The sequence below is a fragment of the Microbacterium halimionae genome (genome assembly GCF_011761265.1).
In the GTDB taxonomy this organism is placed as follows: Bacteria; Actinomycetota; Actinomycetes; order Actinomycetales; family Microbacteriaceae; genus Microbacterium; species Microbacterium halimionae.
The window spans coordinates 579764-598965 of record NZ_JAAOZB010000001.1; the positions used below are offsets into that span (position 1 = coordinate 579764).

Genomic DNA, 19202 nt, shown 5'->3' on the forward strand with positions numbered 1-19202 from the left:
GCGCGTGCTGGCCAAGCCGAACCGACTTACCGACGGCGCGGAATATAAGGCCGTCGTCCGTCGCGGTGCCCGCGCTTCTGGCGTTCATACGATCACATACGTCGTATCACGCGAGGATTCAGCGAGCCCGAGGTTTGGCTTCATCGTGAGCCGGCAGGTTGGTTCTGCTGTCGTCCGCAATCGTGTGCGACGTCGGTTGAAAGCTGTGTGTCTCAGCGCTCTTCCGCGAGTGCGGGCCGGATCAGAGGTTGTTATCCGCGCCCTGCCTTCGGCGGCAGACGCGACGTTTGATGCGCTTGAAAATGAAGTTTTCTCTTCGCTTGCCAGGAGAGCTGCATGAGTTCTGCAACTCTGCCGACGTCGGCAACAGGCGAGGCGACCCTCTCGCCCTCTGCTATCGCTCGATCGCTACCGCTACTTCCGCGCAATCTGGTCCTTGGTTTTCTGCATGGATACCGCGCGACGATTTCTCACACATACGGTGATGTATGTAAGTACTACCCGTCGTGTTCTGCCTACGCTGTCGGTGCTGTTCAGCAGCATGGTGCGGCGAAGGGTTCTGTTTTGGCGGCAGCCCGACTTGCGAGATGCCATCCATGGGCGGAGGGCGGTATCGATGATGTGCCGTCGAAACCTCGCTATCAATACGAACTAACGCGGCACGGATTCGTCGTGCCTTCTGTGAGAAAGGACTGATCCTTGCCGGATCTGTTGGGGTACGTCCTCTGGCCGCTTAAGTGGCTTGTCGAAATGGTGCTTGTTGCATGGCATCAGGTTTTGACCTTCTTTGGGATGCCGCCCGCGGCAGGCCTCACATGGGTTTTCTCTATCGTTGGCCTCGTCATCGTGGTTCGCGCGGCCTTGATTCCGCTCTTTGTGCGTCAGATCAAGAGCCAGCGCAAAATGATGGAACTCGCGCCGGAGATGAAGAAGATCCAGGCGAAGTACAAGGGCAAAACGGATCAACTCTCTCGCGAAGCCATGAGCCGCGAGACCATGGCGCTCTACAAAAAGCACGGCACAACGCCGCTTTCGAGCTGCTTGCCGCTGCTGGTGCAGATGCCCATCTTCTTCTCGCTGTACAGCGTTTTGAGTGATGTAAAGAAGCACGCCGAGGATGGTGTCGGTGGCGTGGGGCTCCTCAGCCCCGAGCTCACTCAAGAGTTTTACGACGCAAAGTTGTTCGGCACGACATCGATGCACACGACCCTGGTCGAGGCATGGGGACAGCCGGACGGCACCGGTACCGTCATCCTTCTGATCACGCTGGTCATTTTGATGATCGCTTCGCAGTTCTTCACGCAGCTCCAGATCATCTCAAAGAACCTCTCGCCCGAGGCGAAGACCGGCCAGGCGTACCAGATGCAGCGCATCATGCTGTTCATTCTCCCCCTGGGCTTTGTCTTCTCGGGTGTGTTCTTCCCGCTCGGTGTTGTCATTTACTGGTTCACGAGCAATATCTGGACCATGGTTCAGCAGTTCATCGTTATTCGCGAGATGCCAACTCCTGGTTCGGACGCAGCAAAGGCTCGCGAAGAACGTCTAGCTCGCAAGGGTAAGGCTGTTGATGCCAAGGGGAAGATCATCCCGCTCGAGAAGTACCAGGCAGAGCAGCAGCGTCTGTTGGAAGAAGCAGAGCGCGCACGGGCGGCAGCACCGAAGCGCCAGCAACCCGTGAGTAAGCAGCGAGCTAAGAAGCAGGGCACGCGTTCAAATGGAACCGCGACGCCGAAGCCTAGCCCGGACTCCCCCGATACTTCGAACAAATCCTGAGAGCGAGACATCATGACGCAGGTATCCCAGACGGAGGATGCTCCGACGGAATCGACAGTTTCCGAGCTTGAAAAGGAAGGCGACATCGCCGCTGATTATCTCGAGGGTTTGCTCGATATTGCCGACATCGGTGGCGACATGGCGCTCGACGTGAAAAACGGCCGAGCTTACGTATCGGTTGAGTCAGACGATGATGACTCGATTCGACTCTTATCCCACCCGGACACAGTGCAGGCGCTTCAAGAGTTGACGCGGCTCGCGGTGCAGAACCAAACTGATCAGTTTTCGCGCCTGATTCTTGATATTGCCGGATCACGTGATGTACGTCGCCGTGAACTCGAAACACTCGTCGATCGCGCTGTTGTTCGCCTTGACGAGGGTGCGACGCAAGCGTCTCTTCCAGCAATGACCAGCTACGAGCGCAAGCTTGTGCATGACATCGTGTCAGAGCGTGGACTTATCTCAGAGTCTTATGGCGAGGGTGCCGATCGGCACACAGTCATCCGCCGCTCTTGAATGTTTCACGTGAAACAAGCCCGGTGATTGAGGAAGAGCCATCTGTTGCTCAAGCGATCTTCGGTGAGCAGTTGCCAGTCGCACGCCAATTCGTGGAAAACCTCTCAGCGGAGGGTGAAGTTCGAGGTCTCATTGGCCCACTCGAACTCCCTCGGCTATGGTCGAGGCACATCCTCAACTGTGCAATTGCTGCCCCACTGTTCAGTGGCCACGTCGGTGATGTCGGTTCCGGCGCTGGACTCCCTGGACTTGTGCTTGCCATAGCTCGGCCAGATGTGACCTTCACGCTCATTGAGCCGATGGAACGGCGTGTTTCGTGGCTAGAGGAGCAGATTCAGTCACTTCAGCTCGACAACACGACGGTTGTGCGCGCCCGAGCAGAGGACTGGAGCGGTGGCCGGGTTTTCGACGTCGTTACTGCGCGTGCGGTGAGCGCACTTCGTACCCTGGCGCCTCTCACATCTCCACTCGTTCGGCCCGGCGGAGAGCTGATCCTTTTTAAGGGTGCGAATTCACCCGCAGAAATCGAAGCAGCGCAGAAGCAGATTCGGCGCGCAAAACTTCAAGATGTTCGAGTCGAAATCATCGGTGAAGGCGTTCTCGCCGAGCCAACGCGCGTTGTACGCGCACTCGTCACCGCGTGATGGATGAGGAGCGATGTTTCACGTGAAACACCGCCGCCGGGCAGTCATCGCGATTAATCGTGTCCGTGCTGACGGTTAGAGTTGTAGGTCGAGGAGCAAGGCTCGGAAAGGGAGTGTGTTTCACGTGAAACAACCCGAACAGGCGGCAGCCACTGCATCCTTTGATGACACTCCACTCGCGCGGGAACTCGCAGATCTAAGCTCGCGCCGCCGAGCTCTGGAAAAGGCTCAGGTCACTCTTCCGACGAGCACGCGCATTGTGACAGTATCCAACCAAAAAGGCGGCGTCGGTAAGACGACAACGGCTGTGAACCTCGCCGCCGCTCTCGCCCACGCGGGTGCCCAAGTGCTTGTTGTGGACCTTGATCCGCAAGGGAACGCGTCAACGGCGCTCGGTGTGCCGCACTCAGCTGATATTCCGAGTGTCTACGACGTACTTATCGATGAATTTCCGCTTCAGGATGTCGTTCAGTCGAGTCCTGAGTCGCACAATTTGTTCTGTGCTCCAAGCACTATTCACCTCGCCGGCGCTGAGATTGAGCTGGTATCGCAGGTTGCACGGGAGCATCGACTACGTCGGGCGCTGGAGGGATACCTCGAATCTGTTGATGTCGCTCCTCACTTCATAATCATCGACTGCCCACCGTCGCTCGGCCTTCTTACGATCAACGCTTTCGCGGCGGCTGATGAAGTCCTGATTCCTATCCAGTGTGAGTACTACGCATTGGAGGGGCTCAGCCAGCTGTTGGGTAGCGTGAAAATGATCCAAAAGCATCTCAACCCGGCTTTGCATGTCTCTACAATTCTTTTGACGATGTACGACGCTCGCACACGGCTCGCACAGCAGGTTGCCGAAGAAGTGCGCTCGCACTTCGCTGATGAAGTTTTGAAGACCGTAATTCCGCGCTCGGTGCGTGTGTCGGAAGCTCCTAGCTTCGGACAGACCGTCATCGCTTACGATGGCCAGTCAGCAGGGGCTGTGGCTTATCGCGAAGCAGCGGTAGAGATTATGGCGCGCGGTGTTCGTGCTGTCGTTGCAACAGAGGGAGAAGCCTGATGGCTAAAAGGACTGGTTTGGGACGGGGCATTGGTGCACTGATCCCTACGACGGACGCGAGCGAGTCACGTCCGGTTGATGTCTTCTTTCCTGGTGCGTCAGCGACGGCATCAGCGAAGCCCGCCGACGAGACCGAGCTTTTGACCGTGCCGGGGGCGCGGTTGATTAATATCGATCCACACGAGATCGTGCCGAACCCTCGCCAGCCACGTACCAATTTCGATGCGGACGATCTTGCCGAACTCGTGCACAGCGTGCGGGAGTTCGGTGTCTTACAGCCGGTCGTTGTTCGTCGCAACGATGAGGGTTCGTACGAGCTCATCATGGGCGAACGGCGCACCCGCGCTGCGCGTGAAGCAGGGCTTGAAACCATGCCCGCGATTGTTCGCGAAACCGAAGACGAGAACCTCCTGCGCGACGCGCTTCTTGAGAACCTGCATCGTTCACAATTGAATCCGCTGGAAGAAGCGTCAGCCTACCTGCAACTGTTGGAAGACTTCGGGATTACGCAGGAAGAGCTCGCGTCTCGGATCGGACGGTCTCGTCCGCAGATTTCAAACACGATCCGACTGCTTCGTTTGCCTGTACCGGTGCAGCAGCGAGTTGCGGCGGGCGTGCTGAGTGCAGGGCACGCGCGGGCGATCCTCTCAGTGGATGACCCGACGCGCATGCAGCATCTCGCGGACAAGATCGTCAACGAGGACTTGTCGGTGCGCGCGGCGGAGGCTGCTGCCAAGCAGTCTTCAGATCCGCGACGAAGCACACCAAAGGCTGGTTCTCGCCGAGGGCACCTTGATGACGTCGCGGCGCGCATTGGCGACCACCTGAACACGCGCGTAAGAATTTCTTTGGCTGCAAAAAAAGGCCAGATCACGATCGATTTTGCTACCATCCAAGACCTGAACCGCATCGTGGGTGAACTCGGGGTCGACGGGTACTCCACACACTGAGAATTTTGGGTCCATGCGCGTTGCTGGACCTTAGGCTAGAGGAGTGATGGAAGGTTCAGGGAGCGCCCCGCGGCGCGCGAGTCTCGAGTTGCTGCGCGCGGAGGCAACAGATGAACTCTCGTCGTTGGTGCACGAACGTCTTCGTGATGGCGAGGACCCCTGGGACTTTATGGAAGACCTACCGACGGTCGATGAGCTGGTTGTTCTGACCCTTCGGGCCGAAAACATCGCCGCAAATGGTGGCGTGAAGCCAAATGCTGCGCGCCACTACCGGGTGCTGCGACAAATCTCGTTCGACTATCCGCAACTCACTCCCGCGGTGTGGCGTCTTCTCGGCGAGCCAAACACCCATCGACGCTGGGACGCTGTCGTTCATATCGACGCGCAATAGCCTCTGAAATCACCCCACCCAAAAGTAATGCCCCCATCGACGCTGTCGACAGGGGCGCTACTTTGAGCAAACTAGCTGAGGTATGCCGCGAGATCCTGCTCGAGAGCAAACTTGGGCTTCGCGCCAATGATCGTCGTCTTGACCTCGCCGCCCTGGAAGACCTTCATCGCAGGAATCGACGTGATCTGGTACTGCATCGCCAGATCGGGATTCTCGTCAACATTCAGCTTGAGAACGGTGATCTTTCCCGCGTTTTCAGCCTGAATCTCGTCGAGAACGGGTCCAACCATGCGGCACGGGCCACACCACTCGGCCCAAAAATCAACGAGGACGGGGCCATCTGCGTCGAGAACGTCCTGCTGGAAGGTGCTCGAAGTGGTGGAATTGGCGGTCATGATTTCTCCTTTGAGAGTCTGCTTCCTATCCGAAGTCATTCACTTAAACAGCGAAGTGGGTCAAATTGTTCCCGACCGGCTACAGCTCAGCCCCGCTACGACCCTCGATTTGGTCTGCATCGGGTTCGGGTGCGCCAGCTTCGTCAAGCGCCGCGAGATAGTGCTCAGCGTCGAGCGCCGCCACTGTTCCGCTGCCTGCTGCAGTGATCGCCTGTCGGTAGGTCGGGTCGATGACATCTCCGGCGGCAAAAACTCCGGCGAGAGACGTGTGCGACGAGCGACCCTTAACCCAAATCGTGCCTTCGGGTGTGAGGTCGAGCTGGTTGTGCACGAGATGCGTGCGTGGGTCGTTGCCGATAGCGACGAAGAGCCCGTCGAGTGGCAGTTCGGTCAGTGCGTCATCGACGAGCGAGCGCAGCTGCACACCAGAAACGGCGGCGTCACCAAGGATGTCGACAACCTCGCTGTTCCAGATGAACTCGATCTTCTCGTTGGCAAACGCGCGCTCCTGCATGATCTTGGATGCTCGCAGCTCGCCGCGGCGGTGGATGACGTACACCTTTGACGCGAAGCGAGTGAGGAATGTCGCTTCCTCCATCGCGGAATCGCCACCGCCGACGACAGCGATCGTGCGGTCACGGAAGAAGAAACCATCGCACGTCGCGCACCAGGAGACGCCATGGCCGGAAAGTCGCTCTTCGCCAGCGACGCCGATCTTGCGATAGGCAGATCCCGTCGCGAAGATGAGAGCCGCGGCCTCGTGCTGCTTCTTGCTACCGAGCGTTACCTTCTTTACCGGGCCCGTCAGATCGAGTTCGGTGACGTCGTCGTAGACGATTTCGGCACCGAACTTCTCTGCCTGTTCTTGAAGCTTGGTCATGAGGTCAGGACCTTGAATTCCCTCCGGAAAACCGGGGAAATTCTCCACTTCTGTCGTGTTCATGAGTTCTCCGCCGGCTTCGACGGAACTCGCGATAACGAGTGGATTGAGATTGGCTCGAGCCGCGTAAATTGCGGCGGTATAGCCCGCAGGTCCCGAACCAATGATGATGAGCTGTCGCACGTACTTCTCCCTCGTGAGTTCCAGGGTGCTCAACACATGGTAGCCGGGCGGTATTCCCTTGCCGTGTGATACGAGTGATGATCGCTTAGCGCGCACCTGGAATGAATCGTCGAACAATGGCAAGCGCCGGCACGAGTTCAGGTGCGCGCAAGACTGCCAGCATCCCGAAGTAGACGACGACGGCACCGATCCCAATTGCGGCAGAGCTCACAACGCCGGTAAATACCGACTGCGACGCCCAACCCGCTGGGCCGCCCATCAGCATCAGGATTCCCCAGCCGAGGAGTGCCGCGGGAATTGCGGCGATGATGAATCGAAGGACTGCGGGCGCCCAGAGCGAAAAGCCGACGGTGCCGAGACGGCGGCGCAGCAGCCAGGTCGCGATGATGAGCTGAACGGTGGAAGCGAGTGATTGTCCTAAGGCAATACCGGCCGCGAGATTCGTGGCGTCGAGAGTTGCCCCGGCGATAAGCGCGGTGATCGCGACGAGAGAAGCCTGCACGAGCGTGAAGAAGAACGGCGTACGTGTGTCGTCATACGCATAGAAGGTGCGCTGCACGACAAAGAGAATAGCGAGAGGCACGAGTCCTACGAGAAGGCACAAGAGTACCGGGGCTGCAGCAATTGCATCCGCACTCGAATTCGTGAAAATACGGGACGCAGGCACTGCGGCAACGGCCAGTGCTACCGCCGCGATAACGATGAAGACGCCGAGCGTACGAATGCTGCTGGAAATGTCTGAACGCACGTCATCGTCACGACCCGCTGATGCGTGTTGACTCAGTCGCGTGAAGTAGGGGGTGCCAATCGAAATGACGATTATCGAGTACGGGAGCATGAACAGCAGCCATGCATTTTGCATTGCGAATGCGCCAGGACTGCCCTCTGGTGGAAGTTGGCGAGTCTGAACCAGCGCCGCTAGCTGACCGATGACAACCATAAGGAAGGTCCAGCCCGCCAGGCGGCCGATCTTGCCGAGACCCATTCCCCGCCACCTGAAATCGGGACGCACCTTCAGTCCTGCGCGCCGCCAGAACAGCAGCAGGATGCCGGCCTGCACAGCAATTCCGAGTGTCGCAGTACCCGCAAGAAGTGTGATCATCGGGAGCGTCCAGCCGGAAACCTTGCCGGTTGTTCCGAAGAAGAGAATGAATGCGCCGAAACCAGCGATGGAAACCACGTTGTTGACGATCGGAGACCACGTGAATGGCCCGTAGATGTTCCGAGCGTTCAGCGTTTCGCCGAGGAGTGCGTAGATACCGTAAAAGAAGATTTGCGGGAGGCACCAGTATGCAAATGTCGTCGCGAGTGCGGCCTGTTCGGGGGGAAACTTGGGTTGATAGAGCGTGATGAGCAGCGGAGCCGCGGCGAGAGCCAGTGCCGTTGCGACCATCAGAGTGAGAGTTCCGACAGTGAGGAGCTTTGAGACGAACGCGCTTCCCCCATCGGCAAGAGTGGCGGATCGCGCAATCTGTGGCACAAGAACGGCCGTCAGAAGCCCCGTCGAAATGATCGCGAAGACGTTGTTCGGAAGCTGATTCGCAATCGCGAAAGCATTCGCAGCCCCGGACATCGAGCCAACCGCGGAAACGAGTACGACAGTTCGCACAAAACCCGACAGGCGCGAAGCTATCGTGCCCGCGCCGATAATGAGGCTCGCGCGACCGATACCGCTCACTGTGCTGAATCTTCGTCGACGGAAGGTGCGGCGGCTGCCGGAGAATCCCTTTTTGCGCGGCGCCGCAGGATGGTACGGATGATTCCCACCACGAGCAGGCCACCGATCAAGACGATCAGCACGACGACTCCGATGCCTTCCCACTCGGCGCGGACGTTAACGTCGACCGATTCGGTAGGTCCCACATGAACTCCCGTTGGGCTTTCGAGTCGGAGGACGATGGTGACTTCGCCGCTCGCGATGCGCGCTTGAACGGGAATCTCTGCCCGAGTGTTGCTCGCAGGTTCAGCTTGCACCGTGGTGACAGGTTCGACTTCTAGTCGAAGGTCATCGGGCTGCGCGTACAGCACGACAGAGACGGGATAGGGCAGATCGTTCTTTACCCAGAACCCGAGCCCGGCGCCCGAGGTCAAGAGATTTATGTTGCTGGGGGGCAGAATGCTGACTGACGACAGGGTCGTCACCATCTGTTCGTGATGGGCATCGAATGCTGCGCGCCAGGCATCGTCAGCGATGAGGTCCACGCTCATCACCTGGAGTTCTCCTGCTCGATGAGGTCCGGTGAGGAGCACTTCATCATCAAGGATCGTGGCGAACTGCGCGATCTGCGCCTCTTCCTGTTGCATCGCATTGAGGGCAGCAACCCGGGCCTCATCAGGAGCGACATCTTTCAGAGTGCGTTGCTGAGGTGTTTGCGCGACGAGGGCGTCGAGCGAAATAGATGATGTCGTTGAAGACTGCTCGACGACATCTACTGCTGCTTCAAGTCCAGCGGCCGATCGTGTGAGCGAACGATCGAGCACGATCAGAACGGGGGAATCCGGTGAGTCAGCGTGAGCGAGGGATAGATAGGCCGTTGCCGCAGAGAGGGGAGCACCCCGAAAGGTGAGGTCAGCTGTGCTCGCGGCATCCGTGAGCGCGTCTGAGACTTCGGTGTTGTACACGAGAGCGTCCGCACCGTTCACCGTTGCACGGGTCGCGATATCTGGTTCGTTCACCGAAGCCGACGAGACGAGGGTGACAGTGTCGTCGTTCCCCGTGAGAGAGACAAGGGAAGAGACAGTTGAGTCATCGACCGAGCCTGTCGCTGGCCACAAGATATTCGAGGATGTAGCTCCGACATCGGTGAGTGCAGCGAGGTCCGGGACTACCGGTTCCGACGAATCGTCTACGACGTCTGTGTCTGTGTTGGAGTCAGTGGGTGTCGCGGTGGGTGAAGCCGTCACAGTGGGCTCGGGTTCGTTCTCAAAATTTGTCGGATCCGTATACGCCGTCAAATCCAGCGGAGTAACAAGAGAGGCGAGGCCCGCATCGACCTGTACTGCAACGTCAGCGTCTGCGAATTGCAGAGCGAATCGATCGTTGGAAAGCCGATTCAGCCGCTCTAGCCACGCGCTCGCGGAGCTTGGTGCGCTTGTGCCCAGCACGCGAATTGCCGCAACCACGGCGGGGTCGATCGCGAGGATCGCCGATGTGCCGTCCACCGCGTCCAACAGCGCGGTGAGTTGACCATCGCGCGCGGTGAGGGTTGCGAGCTCGGCTGAACTGAGAAGTCCGCGGTTTGAAGCTCGCGCCGTGATTGGCACGACGAGCGCCACCGGAGTCGAGGATGCGGTGTCGGCCGCCACGGTCACAACACTGGGTGAAGATGACGTTTCGGAGTCAGTTTCTACTGAGACCTCAAGCGGATAGACGCCTGGCGCACGATTCGCGAGCAAAGGGTCTGTTCCGGGTTTCGTGATGACAACCGCATTAGATTCTCCTGACGGAATATCTGCGTTTGCAGTGTCGAGAACGTCAAAGCCGGAGGTCGAACTGCTGTTGTCCAGCCACAGCGTGAGGTCGTCGCTGCTCGAGATGGCCTGATTGCCGATAGAGAGAGTGACTGTTGCGCCACTGATATCGGAATCCGTGCCGTTGGTCACATTGGCCCATGCGGTGAGTGCATCACCGGGCGTCATGACACCACTTGAAACGGGTGACAACTGGACATCTATGTGACCGCTCAGTTCACGCGGAGAGGGACTCGGTGTCACATCGGTCGCGTTCGCGGGCACCGTCGTGAGAACCGATCCCACCGCGACGATAATCGAGGTGAGCACGGCACACACCCGTGCGCGGCGGCGTGAGGCGGGGGACCCCGGCGAGGGAAAAGTCTCGGTCATGTCGTTGCTCCTGTGCGATACATGACCGCACGAATCAGATGCGAGTCTAAGGGGCGCTGCTCGGAGCATCCGGTAGACGCCCCGTGCATACCGCGGCGGAGGAAGGTTGAATAGAGCAATGCCCTATGTCTCGTCTGCCCTCGCGCGATCTCTCGCTCACAGTCTCTATCGCGCTGACTATACGGTGGCTGCCCTGACAGAAACCTTTGGCACAGCTGCACTTTCGGCGCTTCAACAGGGTGACGCGGCGCCGATTCGACGATCGCTTCACGCCGTTGCGACACCGATGGCAATCGTCACGCGCTTGTTCTGGTTGGGCGACTTGTGTGCGCGGCCGGAGGTGGAGAATGCACTGCAATCCGTCGCGTTGGGCGAGCTCGAAGCCAGCGGGATTGTTGAGACCGAGGGCAACGCCGTGCGAGCGCTCATCGCTATCCGGCCTTATGCCTATCAAGACGCGCATGGCGCCGGGGAGTGGTGGATTGCGAGCGACCTCGACGAGGTTGCCGGTGTTGCGCCACTCCGCAGCGATCATGTGCTGGGCGTGGGTGGCGCTGGCCGCACGCTCGCGAGTTTGCTCCCACCGTTGCACGTGAAACATTCACTCGACATGGGGTGTGGGTGCGGCATCCTGAGCTTGCACTTGCGGCGATTTTCAGACGAAGTGACCGCCACGGATATTTCTGAGCGCGCGGTGTGGTTCACCAATCTGACAGCAGACCTCAATGGCGTCGATTGCATCAACACGCGAGTCGGTAGCCTCTTCGATCCGGTTGCGGGGGAGCGGTTCGGCATCGTCGCATCTAATCCGCCTTTTGTTGTCACACCGCGAGTTGAAGGCGTGCCAACCTACGAGTATCGCGATGGCGGCGCCACGGGCGATGCGTTGATGGCGAACGTGCTGAGCGGTTTGCACGCGGTTTTGGATGACGGCGGAGTCGCCGTGCTTCTGGGTAATTGGGAGGAACGCATCGACACCTCGGGTCTCGATCGGGTGCAGACATGGACGGGCAACCTCGACACGTGGATTATCGAACGCGAAAACATTGATCCCGTTGGATACGCGCGCCTCTGGGCGCGTGACGGTGGTTCTCGGCCAGGGACCGACGACTACGACTCCCTGGTAGCCGCATGGCTGGATGACTTTGACTCCCGAGAGGTCTCAGGAATTGGCATGGGGTGGATCGTTGCCCGGCGACCGCTCGGCGGTAAGACTCTCGCTCGGTCGGAACGGCTTGCTCACCACATGCCGACAGACATGCCAGGAGTCCATGTTCTGGACGCGATTCGCGCACACGATGAACTGAGTGAGACTAACGACGATGCACTCGAATCGACATACCTGTTCGTCAGTGCGGATGTGACGGAGGCTCGGCATCATATGCCGGGTTCGGAATCTCCGAGCGTGATCGAGCTGCGCCAGGGCGGAAGCTTCGGTCGGAGCGTTGAGGTGGACCCAGCCCTCGCGGGATTCGTCGGTGCGTGCGACGGTGACCTGACGGTTGGCGCAATCATTGGAGCGCTCGCTCAGATCCTGGAGGTAGACCGCTCAGCACTGACCGCTGATCTTCTCCCGCGAGTGCGTGAACTAATCTTCACTGGGTTCTTGTCGTTGCCGCGCGCAGCGGGCTCAGCCGCAACAGATCGGTAGGCTCGACTGATGCTCAATATGGCCGAGGGAATCGCACGCCTCAGTGCGCTCGCCCAGTCTCCAGTGATCTCGACCGTCGCCGATGCTTTTGCGGCCGCCGGATTCGACCTTGCCATCGTGGGTGGACCCGTGCGTGACGGTCTCCTCGGACGATCGACGCATGATTTCGATTTCACGACAAATGCACGGCCCGACGACATCCTTCGCATCGTCACTCCCGTGAGCACTGCGCAATGGGACATCGGGCGTGAATTCGGAACCATCGGCGCACGCGTGCGCGGCGAGCAGGTGGAGATCACCACCTATCGTGCCGACAGTTACGACGGGGCGACGAGGAAGCCCACTGTGGAGTTCGGTGACACGCTCGAGGCAGACCTCGCTCGACGCGACTTCACCGTCAACGCGATGGCGTTGCGGGTGCCGTCTCTGACACTTGTCGACCCGTCCGGCGGAGTCGAAGATCTCATTGCTGGAGTGCTGCGTACCCCCATCGATCCCGCCGTCAGTTTCGGCGATGACGCGCTCCGGATGCTGCGTGCGGCGCGGTTCTCAGCGCAGCTCGGGTTCGAGATCGAAGAGAAGACCTCAGTCGCGATGCACGAGCTGCGGGAGACTCTCGGGATCGTCAGCGCAGAACGAGTGCAGTCGGAGCTCGTCCGTTTGCTGGCGGCGGACGATCCAGTGCGCGGTCTCAGAACGCTCGTCGACACAGATCTGATGGCACAGTTTTTGCCCGAGATTCCGGCGCTTCGCCTAGAAATCGATGAGCATCATCATCACAAAGATGTCTACGAACACTCGCTCACTGTCGTGCGTCAGGCTATTGAACTCGAACATGAGCGACACCCGGGGGCTGCGCCGGATGTGTCGTTGCGGCTCGCGGCTCTCCTGCACGACATTGGAAAGCCCGCTACCCGTCGCCTTGAGCCGGGCGGAGCCGTCACCTTTCATCACCACGATGTCAAAGGCGCACGGATGGCTCGCAAACGTCTCAAAGAGTTGAAGTTTGACTCCGCGACGATCGCCTCGGTCACGACCCTCATCGAACTGCACTTGCGATTCTTTGGCTACGCCGAGGGGACGTGGACAGATTCTGCGGTGCGTCGATATGTGCGCGATGCCGGCGACGAACTTGAGCGCCTGCACATCTTGACCCGCGCTGACGTGACGACGCGAAACAAACGCAAAGCCACTCGGCTGCGCAATGCTTACAACGACATTGAGGATCGGATCACGGCGCTCCGAGAGCAGGAACAGCTCGATGCGATTCGTCCAGAAATCGACGGGAACCGAATTCAAGAAATTCTCGGACTCGGGCCGGGTCGTGAAGTCGGCGAGGCCTACCGCTTCTTGCTCGAGCTGCGACTGGATGAGGGTGTGTTGGGAGACGAAGAGGCCGAAGCGCGCTTGCGGGCTTGGTGGGCATCCCGCCGCTGAAACGCTACGCTCGCACGGTGACGAAGGATCGGATGAATCAACCCGAGGGATTGCTCTCTTCGGAGCGCTTCAAGGCCTTTACCGACGCTGTCGTTGCCATCGCGCTTACCCTGCTGATCTTGCCGCTCATGGAGAGCGTCGGTGAATTCGCCAGCGAGTTCAGCACCGGGGAGTGGTTCGCTGAAGAATCGGCGAAGATCGCGAGCTTCCTGATCAGCTTCGCTGTGATTGCCGTTTTTTGGTTGGGTCATCACCGCATGTTCGCGAACGTCGAGCACGTTGATGGCTCTCTCATGTGGCTCACGTTCGGGTGGATGCTCACGATCGTCGCGCTCCCGGTTACGACCGCGATTTCGACCGCTTTCTCTGCGGACGTGCTGCAGCTTCTCGTTTACATGGGCTTGATGCTGGTGTCGAGCGTGGTGCTTTTCACCACTCGTATCTATTTGATGAGGCATCCGTTCTTGCGAACGTCCGATGTGGGATTCACGCCGGCAGACATCGCAGACGGCGCGGCAGTACCAGCGCTGTTTGCGATCGCAATGGTGCTCTCGATCGTCTTTCCCGTGCTGAGCTACTGGACACTCATTTTGCTGTGGCTCGCAGGTTTGCTCGGCCGTCTCTTTGTTAAATGGTTCGCGCCTCGGGGATCGAAGTAGCCGGGGTCTCTATCAAGCGTTGAGTTCGTCGGCATCCCACTGCAGCGATGATCCCTCGGCGATCGCACGTGCTTCAAGATCTGGGTCTGCGCACACAGCCTGAATGAGTGCGCTCGAACCGGCGACGATCGTTGAGTCAAAGTCGACTTCGCTGACCACAACCCAGGAATGGTCTGCCGGCCAGATGAGACTCGGAGAATGCGCCGAGGGCGCAAACCCGTTGCTTTCCGCCTCAAGATCACGCCAGGGGACGTTCTCGAACCAGTCGGGTTCCGCGAAGGCGGAGATGTCGCCGCGAAAGAGCACGTAGTCGCGATCCGGCAGGTGAAACCGGCCACTCTGAGAAATTTCATCTGAAAGGATGCCGGGTTGCCACCGTGGTTTCCGAAACGAATCATCGATCGGGCTCGTGATGCTGCGCGCGAGCATCTCGTCGTGGCGATCGCCGCCGCTCTCGCCAGCATTACTCATCGCGAAGAAAGTGCGGGAGGGCGTGACACCCATATGACCCATGAGATCACCCCAGCCTTCCCAGAGCGCAACGTACCCAGCACCCGGGGTAGTCGTGTGGGCGGCGAGATGATGCGTGAGTTGTGACAGTACTGCGGGATCGAGTTCGCCGACCACCGGGCTCGAATAGCGCCAGCCGTCGGTGTCTCGCGGACCGTCTTCGTTTTCGACAATGACGCCAGGAGCGACGAGTCGCTGCCACTGGGCTCCGGAGTGCATCTGAGTGCCGAGCGCGTGGGCGGTTTCGGCCCACGTGACGTTCTCGGTATCGATCTCCGGTGACGAGTTCTGAAACGCCTCCCATTCGCGCTCATGGGCTCGGTAAGGAAGGGGCGGCCAGGGCTGACCTACGGGCCGGTCGCGAAATCCCGGATGAAACACACGCGCGTAGGCGGGAAAGCCGCGAGGTACGACATCGTGCATCGTCCCGCGCCACGGCTCATCGACACGTTCACGTAGCCATGCACCTGCTGTGTTGTCACTTTCCCACTCCATGGTCCCAACGGTAGCGGTACGAATCGCTAAGAGCTGCGGCATCCGTTATGATCAAAAGGTTGTGTGGGCAAGAGCCACCCGGTTCGACCTCACACCAACGTGCATCAACCCTCCTGCTGCCGGGAAACGCCCGGTAGCCGTTCTAGTCCGAAGGAGGTGGGTTAGTGACGCACTCACACCAGTACGAACTTATGGTCATCCTCGACCCCGAGATCGACGAGCGCCTGGTCGCCCCGAGCCTTGATAAGTTCCTCAAGGTCATCACCAACGATGGGGGCACCATCGAAAACGTCGACATCTGGGGCCGTCGCCGCCTGGCTTACGAAATCCAGAAGAAGAACGAGGGCATCTACGCCGTCGTTAGCTTCACCGCGACGAGTGAGACCACGCAGGAGCTTGACCGTCAGCTGAAGCTGAACGAGCAGATCATGCGGACCAAGGTTCTTCGCGCCGAAGAGGCAATCGCTCTCGTAGCTTCTGAGAAGAAGCGCGCCGACGAGAAGGCTGCCCGCAAGGCTGCTGCTCCCGCCAAGGCTGCGAAGGCGTAACGATCGTGGCCGGCGAAACGATCATCACCGTCGTGGGAAACCTCACGGCAGACCCTGAGCTGCGTTACACGCAGAACGGCCTGCCCGTTGCGAACTTCACGATCGCATCGACGCCGCGCAACTTCGACCGTGCCTCGAACGAGTGGAAGGACGGCGAAGCGCTGTTCCTCCGGGCGTCCGTATGGCGCGAGTTCGCAGAGCACGTCGCCGGTTCCCTCACCAAGGGCTCACGCGTCATCGCGTCAGGTCGCCTGAAGCAGCGCTCTTACGAAACCCGTGAGGGTGAGAAGCGCACGTCGATGGAACTTGAGATTGACGAGATCGGTCCGTCACTTCGCTACGCGACCGCTCAGGTCACACGTGCTGCCGGTGGCAGCGGCGGTGGCGGCGGACAGTCGCGTCCGCAGGTTGCTGATGAGCCGTGGTCGACCCCCGGGTCGTCTGCTGCGAACAACAGCAATTCTGGCGGCAACGGTGGCGGCGATGCCTGGGCTGCGCCCGGCGCGTACGGCGACGACACTCCGTTCTAAACACAGATTCAGGCACGAGCCGGTCACGCAACAGACGTTTCGTCTCGCGTGACACATGTGCCGGTCACTAACCGAAGGAAAAAACATGGCTGGAAAGTCAAGCGGCGACCGCCGCAAGCCGCGGAAGGGCGCGAAGAACGCCGCCCCCGCGAAGTCCATCCGCGTGGGAGTCATCGACTACAAAGACATCTCCACGCTTCGCAAATTCATCTCGGAGCGTGGGAAGATCCGCGCCCGTCGTATCACCGGAGTCTCAGTGCAGGAGCAGCGTCTGATCGCGAAGGCGATCAAGAACGCGCGCGAAATGGCGCTCCTCCCCTACGCCGGCGCTGGCCGCTAAGGAGCACTCTCATGTCGAAGCTGATTCTCACAAACGAGGTCGCGGGGCTCGGTAGCGCCGGCGACGTGATCGAGGTCAAGGACGGGTACGCCCGTAACTACCTCATTCCCCAGGGTTTTGCCGTGGCCTGGAGCCGCGGTGGCGAAAAGCAGGTCGCATCGATCCGCGCCGCTCGCGAGACCCGTCTCATTCACGACCACGAAGAGGCCGTTGCGCTGCAGAACACTCTGCAGTCGAACAAGGTCAAGCTCACGGTCAAGGCTGGAGCCGAGGGCCGCTTGTTCGGTTCGGTCAAGCCCGAGCACGTAGCAAACGCAGTGAAGGATGCCGGTTTCGGTGACCTTGACAAGCGCAAGATCCACATCACCTCGCCGATCAAGTCGGTGGGCGAGCACGAGGCTACGATTCGTCTTCGCGACGACGTGACCGCCGTGATCACCCTGCAGGTGGTTGCTGCCAAGTAAGGCACAACAGTAAAGAAAGACGGCGTGCGGCTTCGGCCTCGCGCCGTCTTTCTTTACACCGGGGCCTCGGATAGCTTGTTCAATAGCCGGTGCAGCGCCACTGTCGAGCAAGCGAAAGGCTGACGTGTCATGGGCGTAAACGAAGTCGAAACCAGCGACGCACGTTCAGGTCTGGGTTTTCCCGCCGGTTTCATCATCGGGTCAGCGACGGCCAGTTATCAGGTCGAGGGGGCCGTCAACGAGGGTGGTCGCGGACCGTCAATCTGGGACACATTCAGTCACACGCCCGGTCGAACGTGGAACGGGGATACGGGTGATGTCGCCGACGACCACTTCCACCGTTGGGAGAGCGACCTCGACATCATGGCTGATATGGGGCCTGCAGGCCTATCGCTTCTCGATCGCATGGCCGCGCATTCAGCCTCTCGGCCGTGGCCCGGTGAACGCCGACGGTGTGCGCTTCTACTCTGAGCTCGTTGATGGGCTGCTGGAGCGCGGCATCCGACCTATCGCGACGCTCTACCACTGGGACTTGCCCCAGCAACTCGAGGATGCCGGCGGCTGGCCAGTACGTGACACGGCGCTGCGCTTTGCGGAATATGCCGCACGCACCGTGGAGCAACTCGGTGATCGGGTTCACACCTGGACCACGCTGAACGAACCTTGGTGCTCCGCGTATCTCGGCTACGGTTCGGGCGCTCACGCTCCGGGGCGTACGTCCGGCGCTGATGCGCTCGCCGCGGTACACCACCTCAATCTTGCGCACGGGTTGGCTGTTCCCGAGATTCGGCACGCGGCTACGAACAGTCCCGATGTGTCGGTGACACTGAACTTTCATGTGCCGCGTGGCCTGGATGACACCTCTCCGGAGGCGATTCGGCGAGTGGATGCTCTCGCCAACCGCGCATTTACGAGCCCGATCCTTCGCGGTCGATACGACGAAGACCTGCTCGCCGACACGGCGGAGACCTGCTCGCCGACACGGCGGAGGTCACGGATTGGGGCTTTGTTCACGACGAGGACCTCGCAGCGATTCACCAGCCGATTGACGTTCTCGGGGTCAACTACTACTCAACCGTGACGGTACGGATGTGGGACGGTGTCAGTCCGCGCGAACAAAACGACGGCCACAAGATGGTGGGCGGGTCCCCGTGGCCTGGCGGTGACTCGATCGAGTTTCTTGCACAGGATGGGCCGTTCACAGACATGGGGTGGAATATCGCCCCCGACGGCCTTGAAGAGCTGCTCGTGCACTTGCACGAAGAGTTCCCTGATCAGCCTTTGATGATTACGGAGAACGGTGCCGCTTTCCCCGACGAGCTTGTGGCAATCGGCTCCGAAAAGCGGGTCGTCGATTCGGACCGGGTCGACTATCTTCAACGTCACTTCGCGGCGGCTGAACGTGCCATCTCTCGAGGCGTTGACCTTCGCGGCTACCTTGTCTGGTCACTGCTCGACAACTTCGAGTGGGGCTACGGATACGCGAAGAGATTCGGCATCGTGTACGTCGATTTCGACACGCAACAGCGAGTGCTCAAAGACAGTGCGCTGTGGCTTCGACAGCTCCTCGCTGATCGGTATGACGCTGGGTCCCGCGACGCTGCACTCTGAGACCTGAATCGAAGCGCACCACGAATGATACGCGTGGCGCGCTTGGGTGATTATGCCCGCCAAGCAGCCCCATGACAAGTCATTTCTCCGTGTTGCGACTGATGCACATACCCGGCTTGAACGCAACACGTCGCGCTATTTGCGCGCGGCGTTGTGCACAACCTTCGACATGCATAACGCAACCTTCAACCCACACTTAAACCGCATCCCTATCCACAGGTTTTGATGATGTTATTACCTGATCAGGGATACAAAAAAATATTGAAAGACAGCGTGTTCGGGAGTTTATCCACAGTCGTTGTACACAGGGTTCGCGGCGTTTCGC

General features: G+C 59.6%; 20 protein-coding genes and 1 pseudogene. 16 read left to right on the plus strand and 5 right to left on the minus strand.

Annotation, left to right across the window (positions count from 1 at the left end):
• Window positions 1–4 precede the first annotated feature (4 nt).
• The 8 genes from rnpA to FHS06_RS02765 all read left to right on the plus strand — a co-directional run bounded on the left by rnpA (window position 5) and on the right by FHS06_RS02765 (window position 5331).
• Window positions 5–340: a ribonuclease P protein component gene (gene rnpA / locus FHS06_RS02730; protein WP_167045149.1), complete on the plus strand. Its 336-nt coding sequence runs from the start codon at window positions 5–7 to the stop codon at window positions 338–340.
• Window positions 337–696, plus strand: coding sequence for a membrane protein insertion efficiency factor YidD (gene yidD, locus FHS06_RS02735; protein ID WP_167045151.1), 360 nt, complete (start codon window positions 337–339; stop codon window positions 694–696). The genes rnpA and yidD overlap by 4 nt, the downstream gene beginning before the upstream one ends.
• 54 nt (window positions 697–750) lie before the next feature.
• Entirely contained in the window at window positions 751–1773 is a 1023-nt protein-coding gene (gene yidC / locus FHS06_RS02740; protein ID WP_167047813.1) for a membrane protein insertase YidC, read from the plus strand.
• A 12-nt stretch (window positions 1774–1785) separates the two neighbouring features.
• Window positions 1786–2289 (plus strand): Jag family protein, encoded by a 504-nt coding sequence (locus tag FHS06_RS02745; RefSeq protein ID WP_167045153.1) that lies wholly within the window; start codon window positions 1786–1788, stop codon window positions 2287–2289.
• A gap of 23 nt (window positions 2290–2312) precedes the next feature.
• Window positions 2313–2933 carry a 16S rRNA (guanine(527)-N(7))-methyltransferase RsmG gene (gene rsmG / locus FHS06_RS02750; protein ID WP_310734872.1) on the plus strand — a complete coding sequence of 207 codons (621 nt, stop codon included), beginning with the start codon at window positions 2313–2315 and terminating at the stop codon, window positions 2931–2933.
• 115 nt (window positions 2934–3048) lie between these two features.
• Window positions 3049–3990, plus strand: coding sequence for a ParA family protein (locus FHS06_RS02755; RefSeq protein ID WP_182486530.1), 942 nt, complete (start codon window positions 3049–3051; stop codon window positions 3988–3990).
• Window positions 3990–4940, plus strand: coding sequence for a ParB/RepB/Spo0J family partition protein (locus tag FHS06_RS02760; protein ID WP_167045160.1), 951 nt, complete (start codon window positions 3990–3992; stop codon window positions 4938–4940). The genes FHS06_RS02755 and FHS06_RS02760 overlap by 1 nt, the downstream gene beginning before the upstream one ends.
• A 46-nt stretch (window positions 4941–4986) precedes the next feature.
• A complete protein-coding gene (locus tag FHS06_RS02765) occupies window positions 4987–5331 on the plus strand; it encodes a tryptophan synthase subunit alpha (RefSeq protein WP_167047816.1) in 345 nt (114 codons plus the stop codon).
• 71 nt (window positions 5332–5402) lie between these two features.
• On the opposite strand, the gene trxA is transcribed toward FHS06_RS02765, so the two are convergent.
• The 4 genes from trxA to FHS06_RS02785 all read right to left on the minus strand — a co-directional run bounded on the left by trxA (window position 5403) and on the right by FHS06_RS02785 (window position 10632).
• Window positions 5403–5726 carry a thioredoxin gene (trxA, locus tag FHS06_RS02770; protein WP_167045163.1) on the minus strand — a complete coding sequence of 108 codons (324 nt, stop codon included), beginning with the start codon at window positions 5724–5726 and terminating at the stop codon, window positions 5403–5405.
• A 79-nt stretch (window positions 5727–5805) separates the two neighbouring features.
• A complete protein-coding gene (gene trxB / locus FHS06_RS02775; RefSeq protein ID WP_167045166.1) occupies window positions 5806–6789 on the minus strand; it encodes a thioredoxin-disulfide reductase in 984 nt (327 codons plus the stop codon).
• Between the two features lie 85 nt (window positions 6790–6874).
• Window positions 6875–8467, minus strand: coding sequence for a murein biosynthesis integral membrane protein MurJ (gene murJ / locus FHS06_RS02780; RefSeq protein WP_167045169.1), 1593 nt, complete (start codon window positions 8465–8467; stop codon window positions 6875–6877).
• Window positions 8464–10632, minus strand: a complete 2169-nt coding sequence (locus tag FHS06_RS02785) for a DUF6049 family protein (RefSeq protein ID WP_167045172.1) — start codon at window positions 10630–10632, stop codon at window positions 8464–8466. The genes murJ and FHS06_RS02785 overlap by 4 nt, the downstream gene beginning before the upstream one ends.
• Window positions 10633–10750: 118 nt before the next feature.
• Here FHS06_RS02785 and FHS06_RS02790 point away from each other — a divergent pair, with 118 nt between their 5' ends.
• The 3 genes from FHS06_RS02790 to FHS06_RS02800 are packed head-to-tail and all read left to right on the plus strand — an operon-like array spanning window position 10751 to window position 14379.
• The gene (locus FHS06_RS02790) at window positions 10751–12283 is read left to right on the plus strand and encodes a DUF7059 domain-containing protein (protein ID WP_167045175.1); all 1533 of its coding nucleotides are present in this window, start codon (window positions 10751–10753) and stop codon (window positions 12281–12283) included.
• A 9-nt stretch (window positions 12284–12292) separates the two neighbouring features.
• Entirely contained in the window at window positions 12293–13720 is a 1428-nt protein-coding gene (locus FHS06_RS02795) for a CCA tRNA nucleotidyltransferase (protein WP_167045178.1), read from the plus strand.
• A gap of 17 nt (window positions 13721–13737) precedes the next feature.
• Window positions 13738–14379, plus strand: a complete 642-nt coding sequence (locus FHS06_RS02800; RefSeq protein WP_167045181.1) for a TMEM175 family protein — start codon at window positions 13738–13740, stop codon at window positions 14377–14379.
• A 12-nt stretch (window positions 14380–14391) separates the two neighbouring features.
• Here the strand turns inward: FHS06_RS02800 and FHS06_RS02805 are convergent, their stop codons facing one another.
• Complete coding sequence (locus FHS06_RS02805) at window positions 14392–15384, minus strand: hypothetical protein (RefSeq protein WP_167045184.1); 993 nt, start codon at window positions 15382–15384, stop codon at window positions 14392–14394.
• 191 nt (window positions 15385–15575) lie between these two features.
• On the opposite strand from FHS06_RS02805, the gene rpsF reads away from it, so the two are divergent.
• The 5 genes and pseudogenes from rpsF to FHS06_RS02830 all read left to right on the plus strand — a co-directional run bounded on the left by rpsF (window position 15576) and on the right by FHS06_RS02830 (window position 18877).
• Complete coding sequence (rpsF, locus tag FHS06_RS02810; protein ID WP_167047819.1) at window positions 15576–15932, plus strand: 30S ribosomal protein S6; 357 nt, start codon at window positions 15576–15578, stop codon at window positions 15930–15932.
• 5 nt (window positions 15933–15937) lie between these two features.
• On the plus strand, window positions 15938–16462 hold the full coding sequence (locus tag FHS06_RS02815; RefSeq protein ID WP_167045187.1) for a single-stranded DNA-binding protein: 525 nt from the start codon (window positions 15938–15940) through the stop codon (window positions 16460–16462).
• Window positions 16463–16547: 85 nt separating this feature from the next.
• Complete coding sequence (gene rpsR, locus FHS06_RS02820) at window positions 16548–16802, plus strand: 30S ribosomal protein S18 (protein ID WP_165140522.1); 255 nt, start codon at window positions 16548–16550, stop codon at window positions 16800–16802.
• 11 nt (window positions 16803–16813) lie between these two features.
• On the plus strand, window positions 16814–17266 hold the full coding sequence (rplI, locus tag FHS06_RS02825; RefSeq protein WP_167045190.1) for a 50S ribosomal protein L9: 453 nt from the start codon (window positions 16814–16816) through the stop codon (window positions 17264–17266).
• Between the two features lie 129 nt (window positions 17267–17395).
• Window positions 17396–18877, plus strand: a pseudogene (locus FHS06_RS02830) (GH1 family beta-glucosidase).
• The last annotated feature ends 325 nt before the right edge of the window (window positions 18878–19202 follow it).

Bases quoted from the DNA above. Each gene is read 5' to 3' on its own strand.
- rpsR (WP_165140522.1), top strand. From the start codon at position 16,548: ATGGCTGGAAAGTCAAGCGGCGACCGCCGCAAGCCGCGGAAGGGCGCG.
- FHS06_RS02760 (WP_167045160.1), top strand. From the start codon at position 3,990: ATGGCTAAAAGGACTGGTTTGGGACGGGGCATTGGTGCACTGATCCCT.
- rpsF (WP_167047819.1), top strand. From the start codon at position 15,576: ATGGTCATCCTCGACCCCGAGATCGACGAGCGCCTGGTCGCCCCGAGC.
- FHS06_RS02785 (WP_167045172.1), bottom strand. From the start codon at position 10,632: ATGACCGAGACTTTTCCCTCGCCGGGGTCCCCCGCCTCACGCCGCCGC.
- yidD (WP_167045151.1), top strand. From the start codon at position 337: ATGAGTTCTGCAACTCTGCCGACGTCGGCAACAGGCGAGGCGACCCTC.
- FHS06_RS02765 (WP_167047816.1), top strand. From the start codon at position 4,987: ATGGAAGGTTCAGGGAGCGCCCCGCGGCGCGCGAGTCTCGAGTTGCTG.
- trxA (WP_167045163.1), bottom strand. From the start codon at position 5,726: ATGACCGCCAATTCCACCACTTCGAGCACCTTCCAGCAGGACGTTCTC.
- rplI (WP_167045190.1), top strand. From the start codon at position 16,814: ATGTCGAAGCTGATTCTCACAAACGAGGTCGCGGGGCTCGGTAGCGCC.
- FHS06_RS02795 (WP_167045178.1), top strand. From the start codon at position 12,293: ATGCTCAATATGGCCGAGGGAATCGCACGCCTCAGTGCGCTCGCCCAG.
- FHS06_RS02745 (WP_167045153.1), top strand. From the start codon at position 1,786: ATGACGCAGGTATCCCAGACGGAGGATGCTCCGACGGAATCGACAGTT.
- yidC (WP_167047813.1), top strand. From the start codon at position 751: ATGGTGCTTGTTGCATGGCATCAGGTTTTGACCTTCTTTGGGATGCCG.
- FHS06_RS02805 (WP_167045184.1), bottom strand. From the start codon at position 15,384: ATGGAGTGGGAAAGTGACAACACAGCAGGTGCATGGCTACGTGAACGT.
- FHS06_RS02790 (WP_167045175.1), top strand. From the start codon at position 10,751: ATGCCCTATGTCTCGTCTGCCCTCGCGCGATCTCTCGCTCACAGTCTC.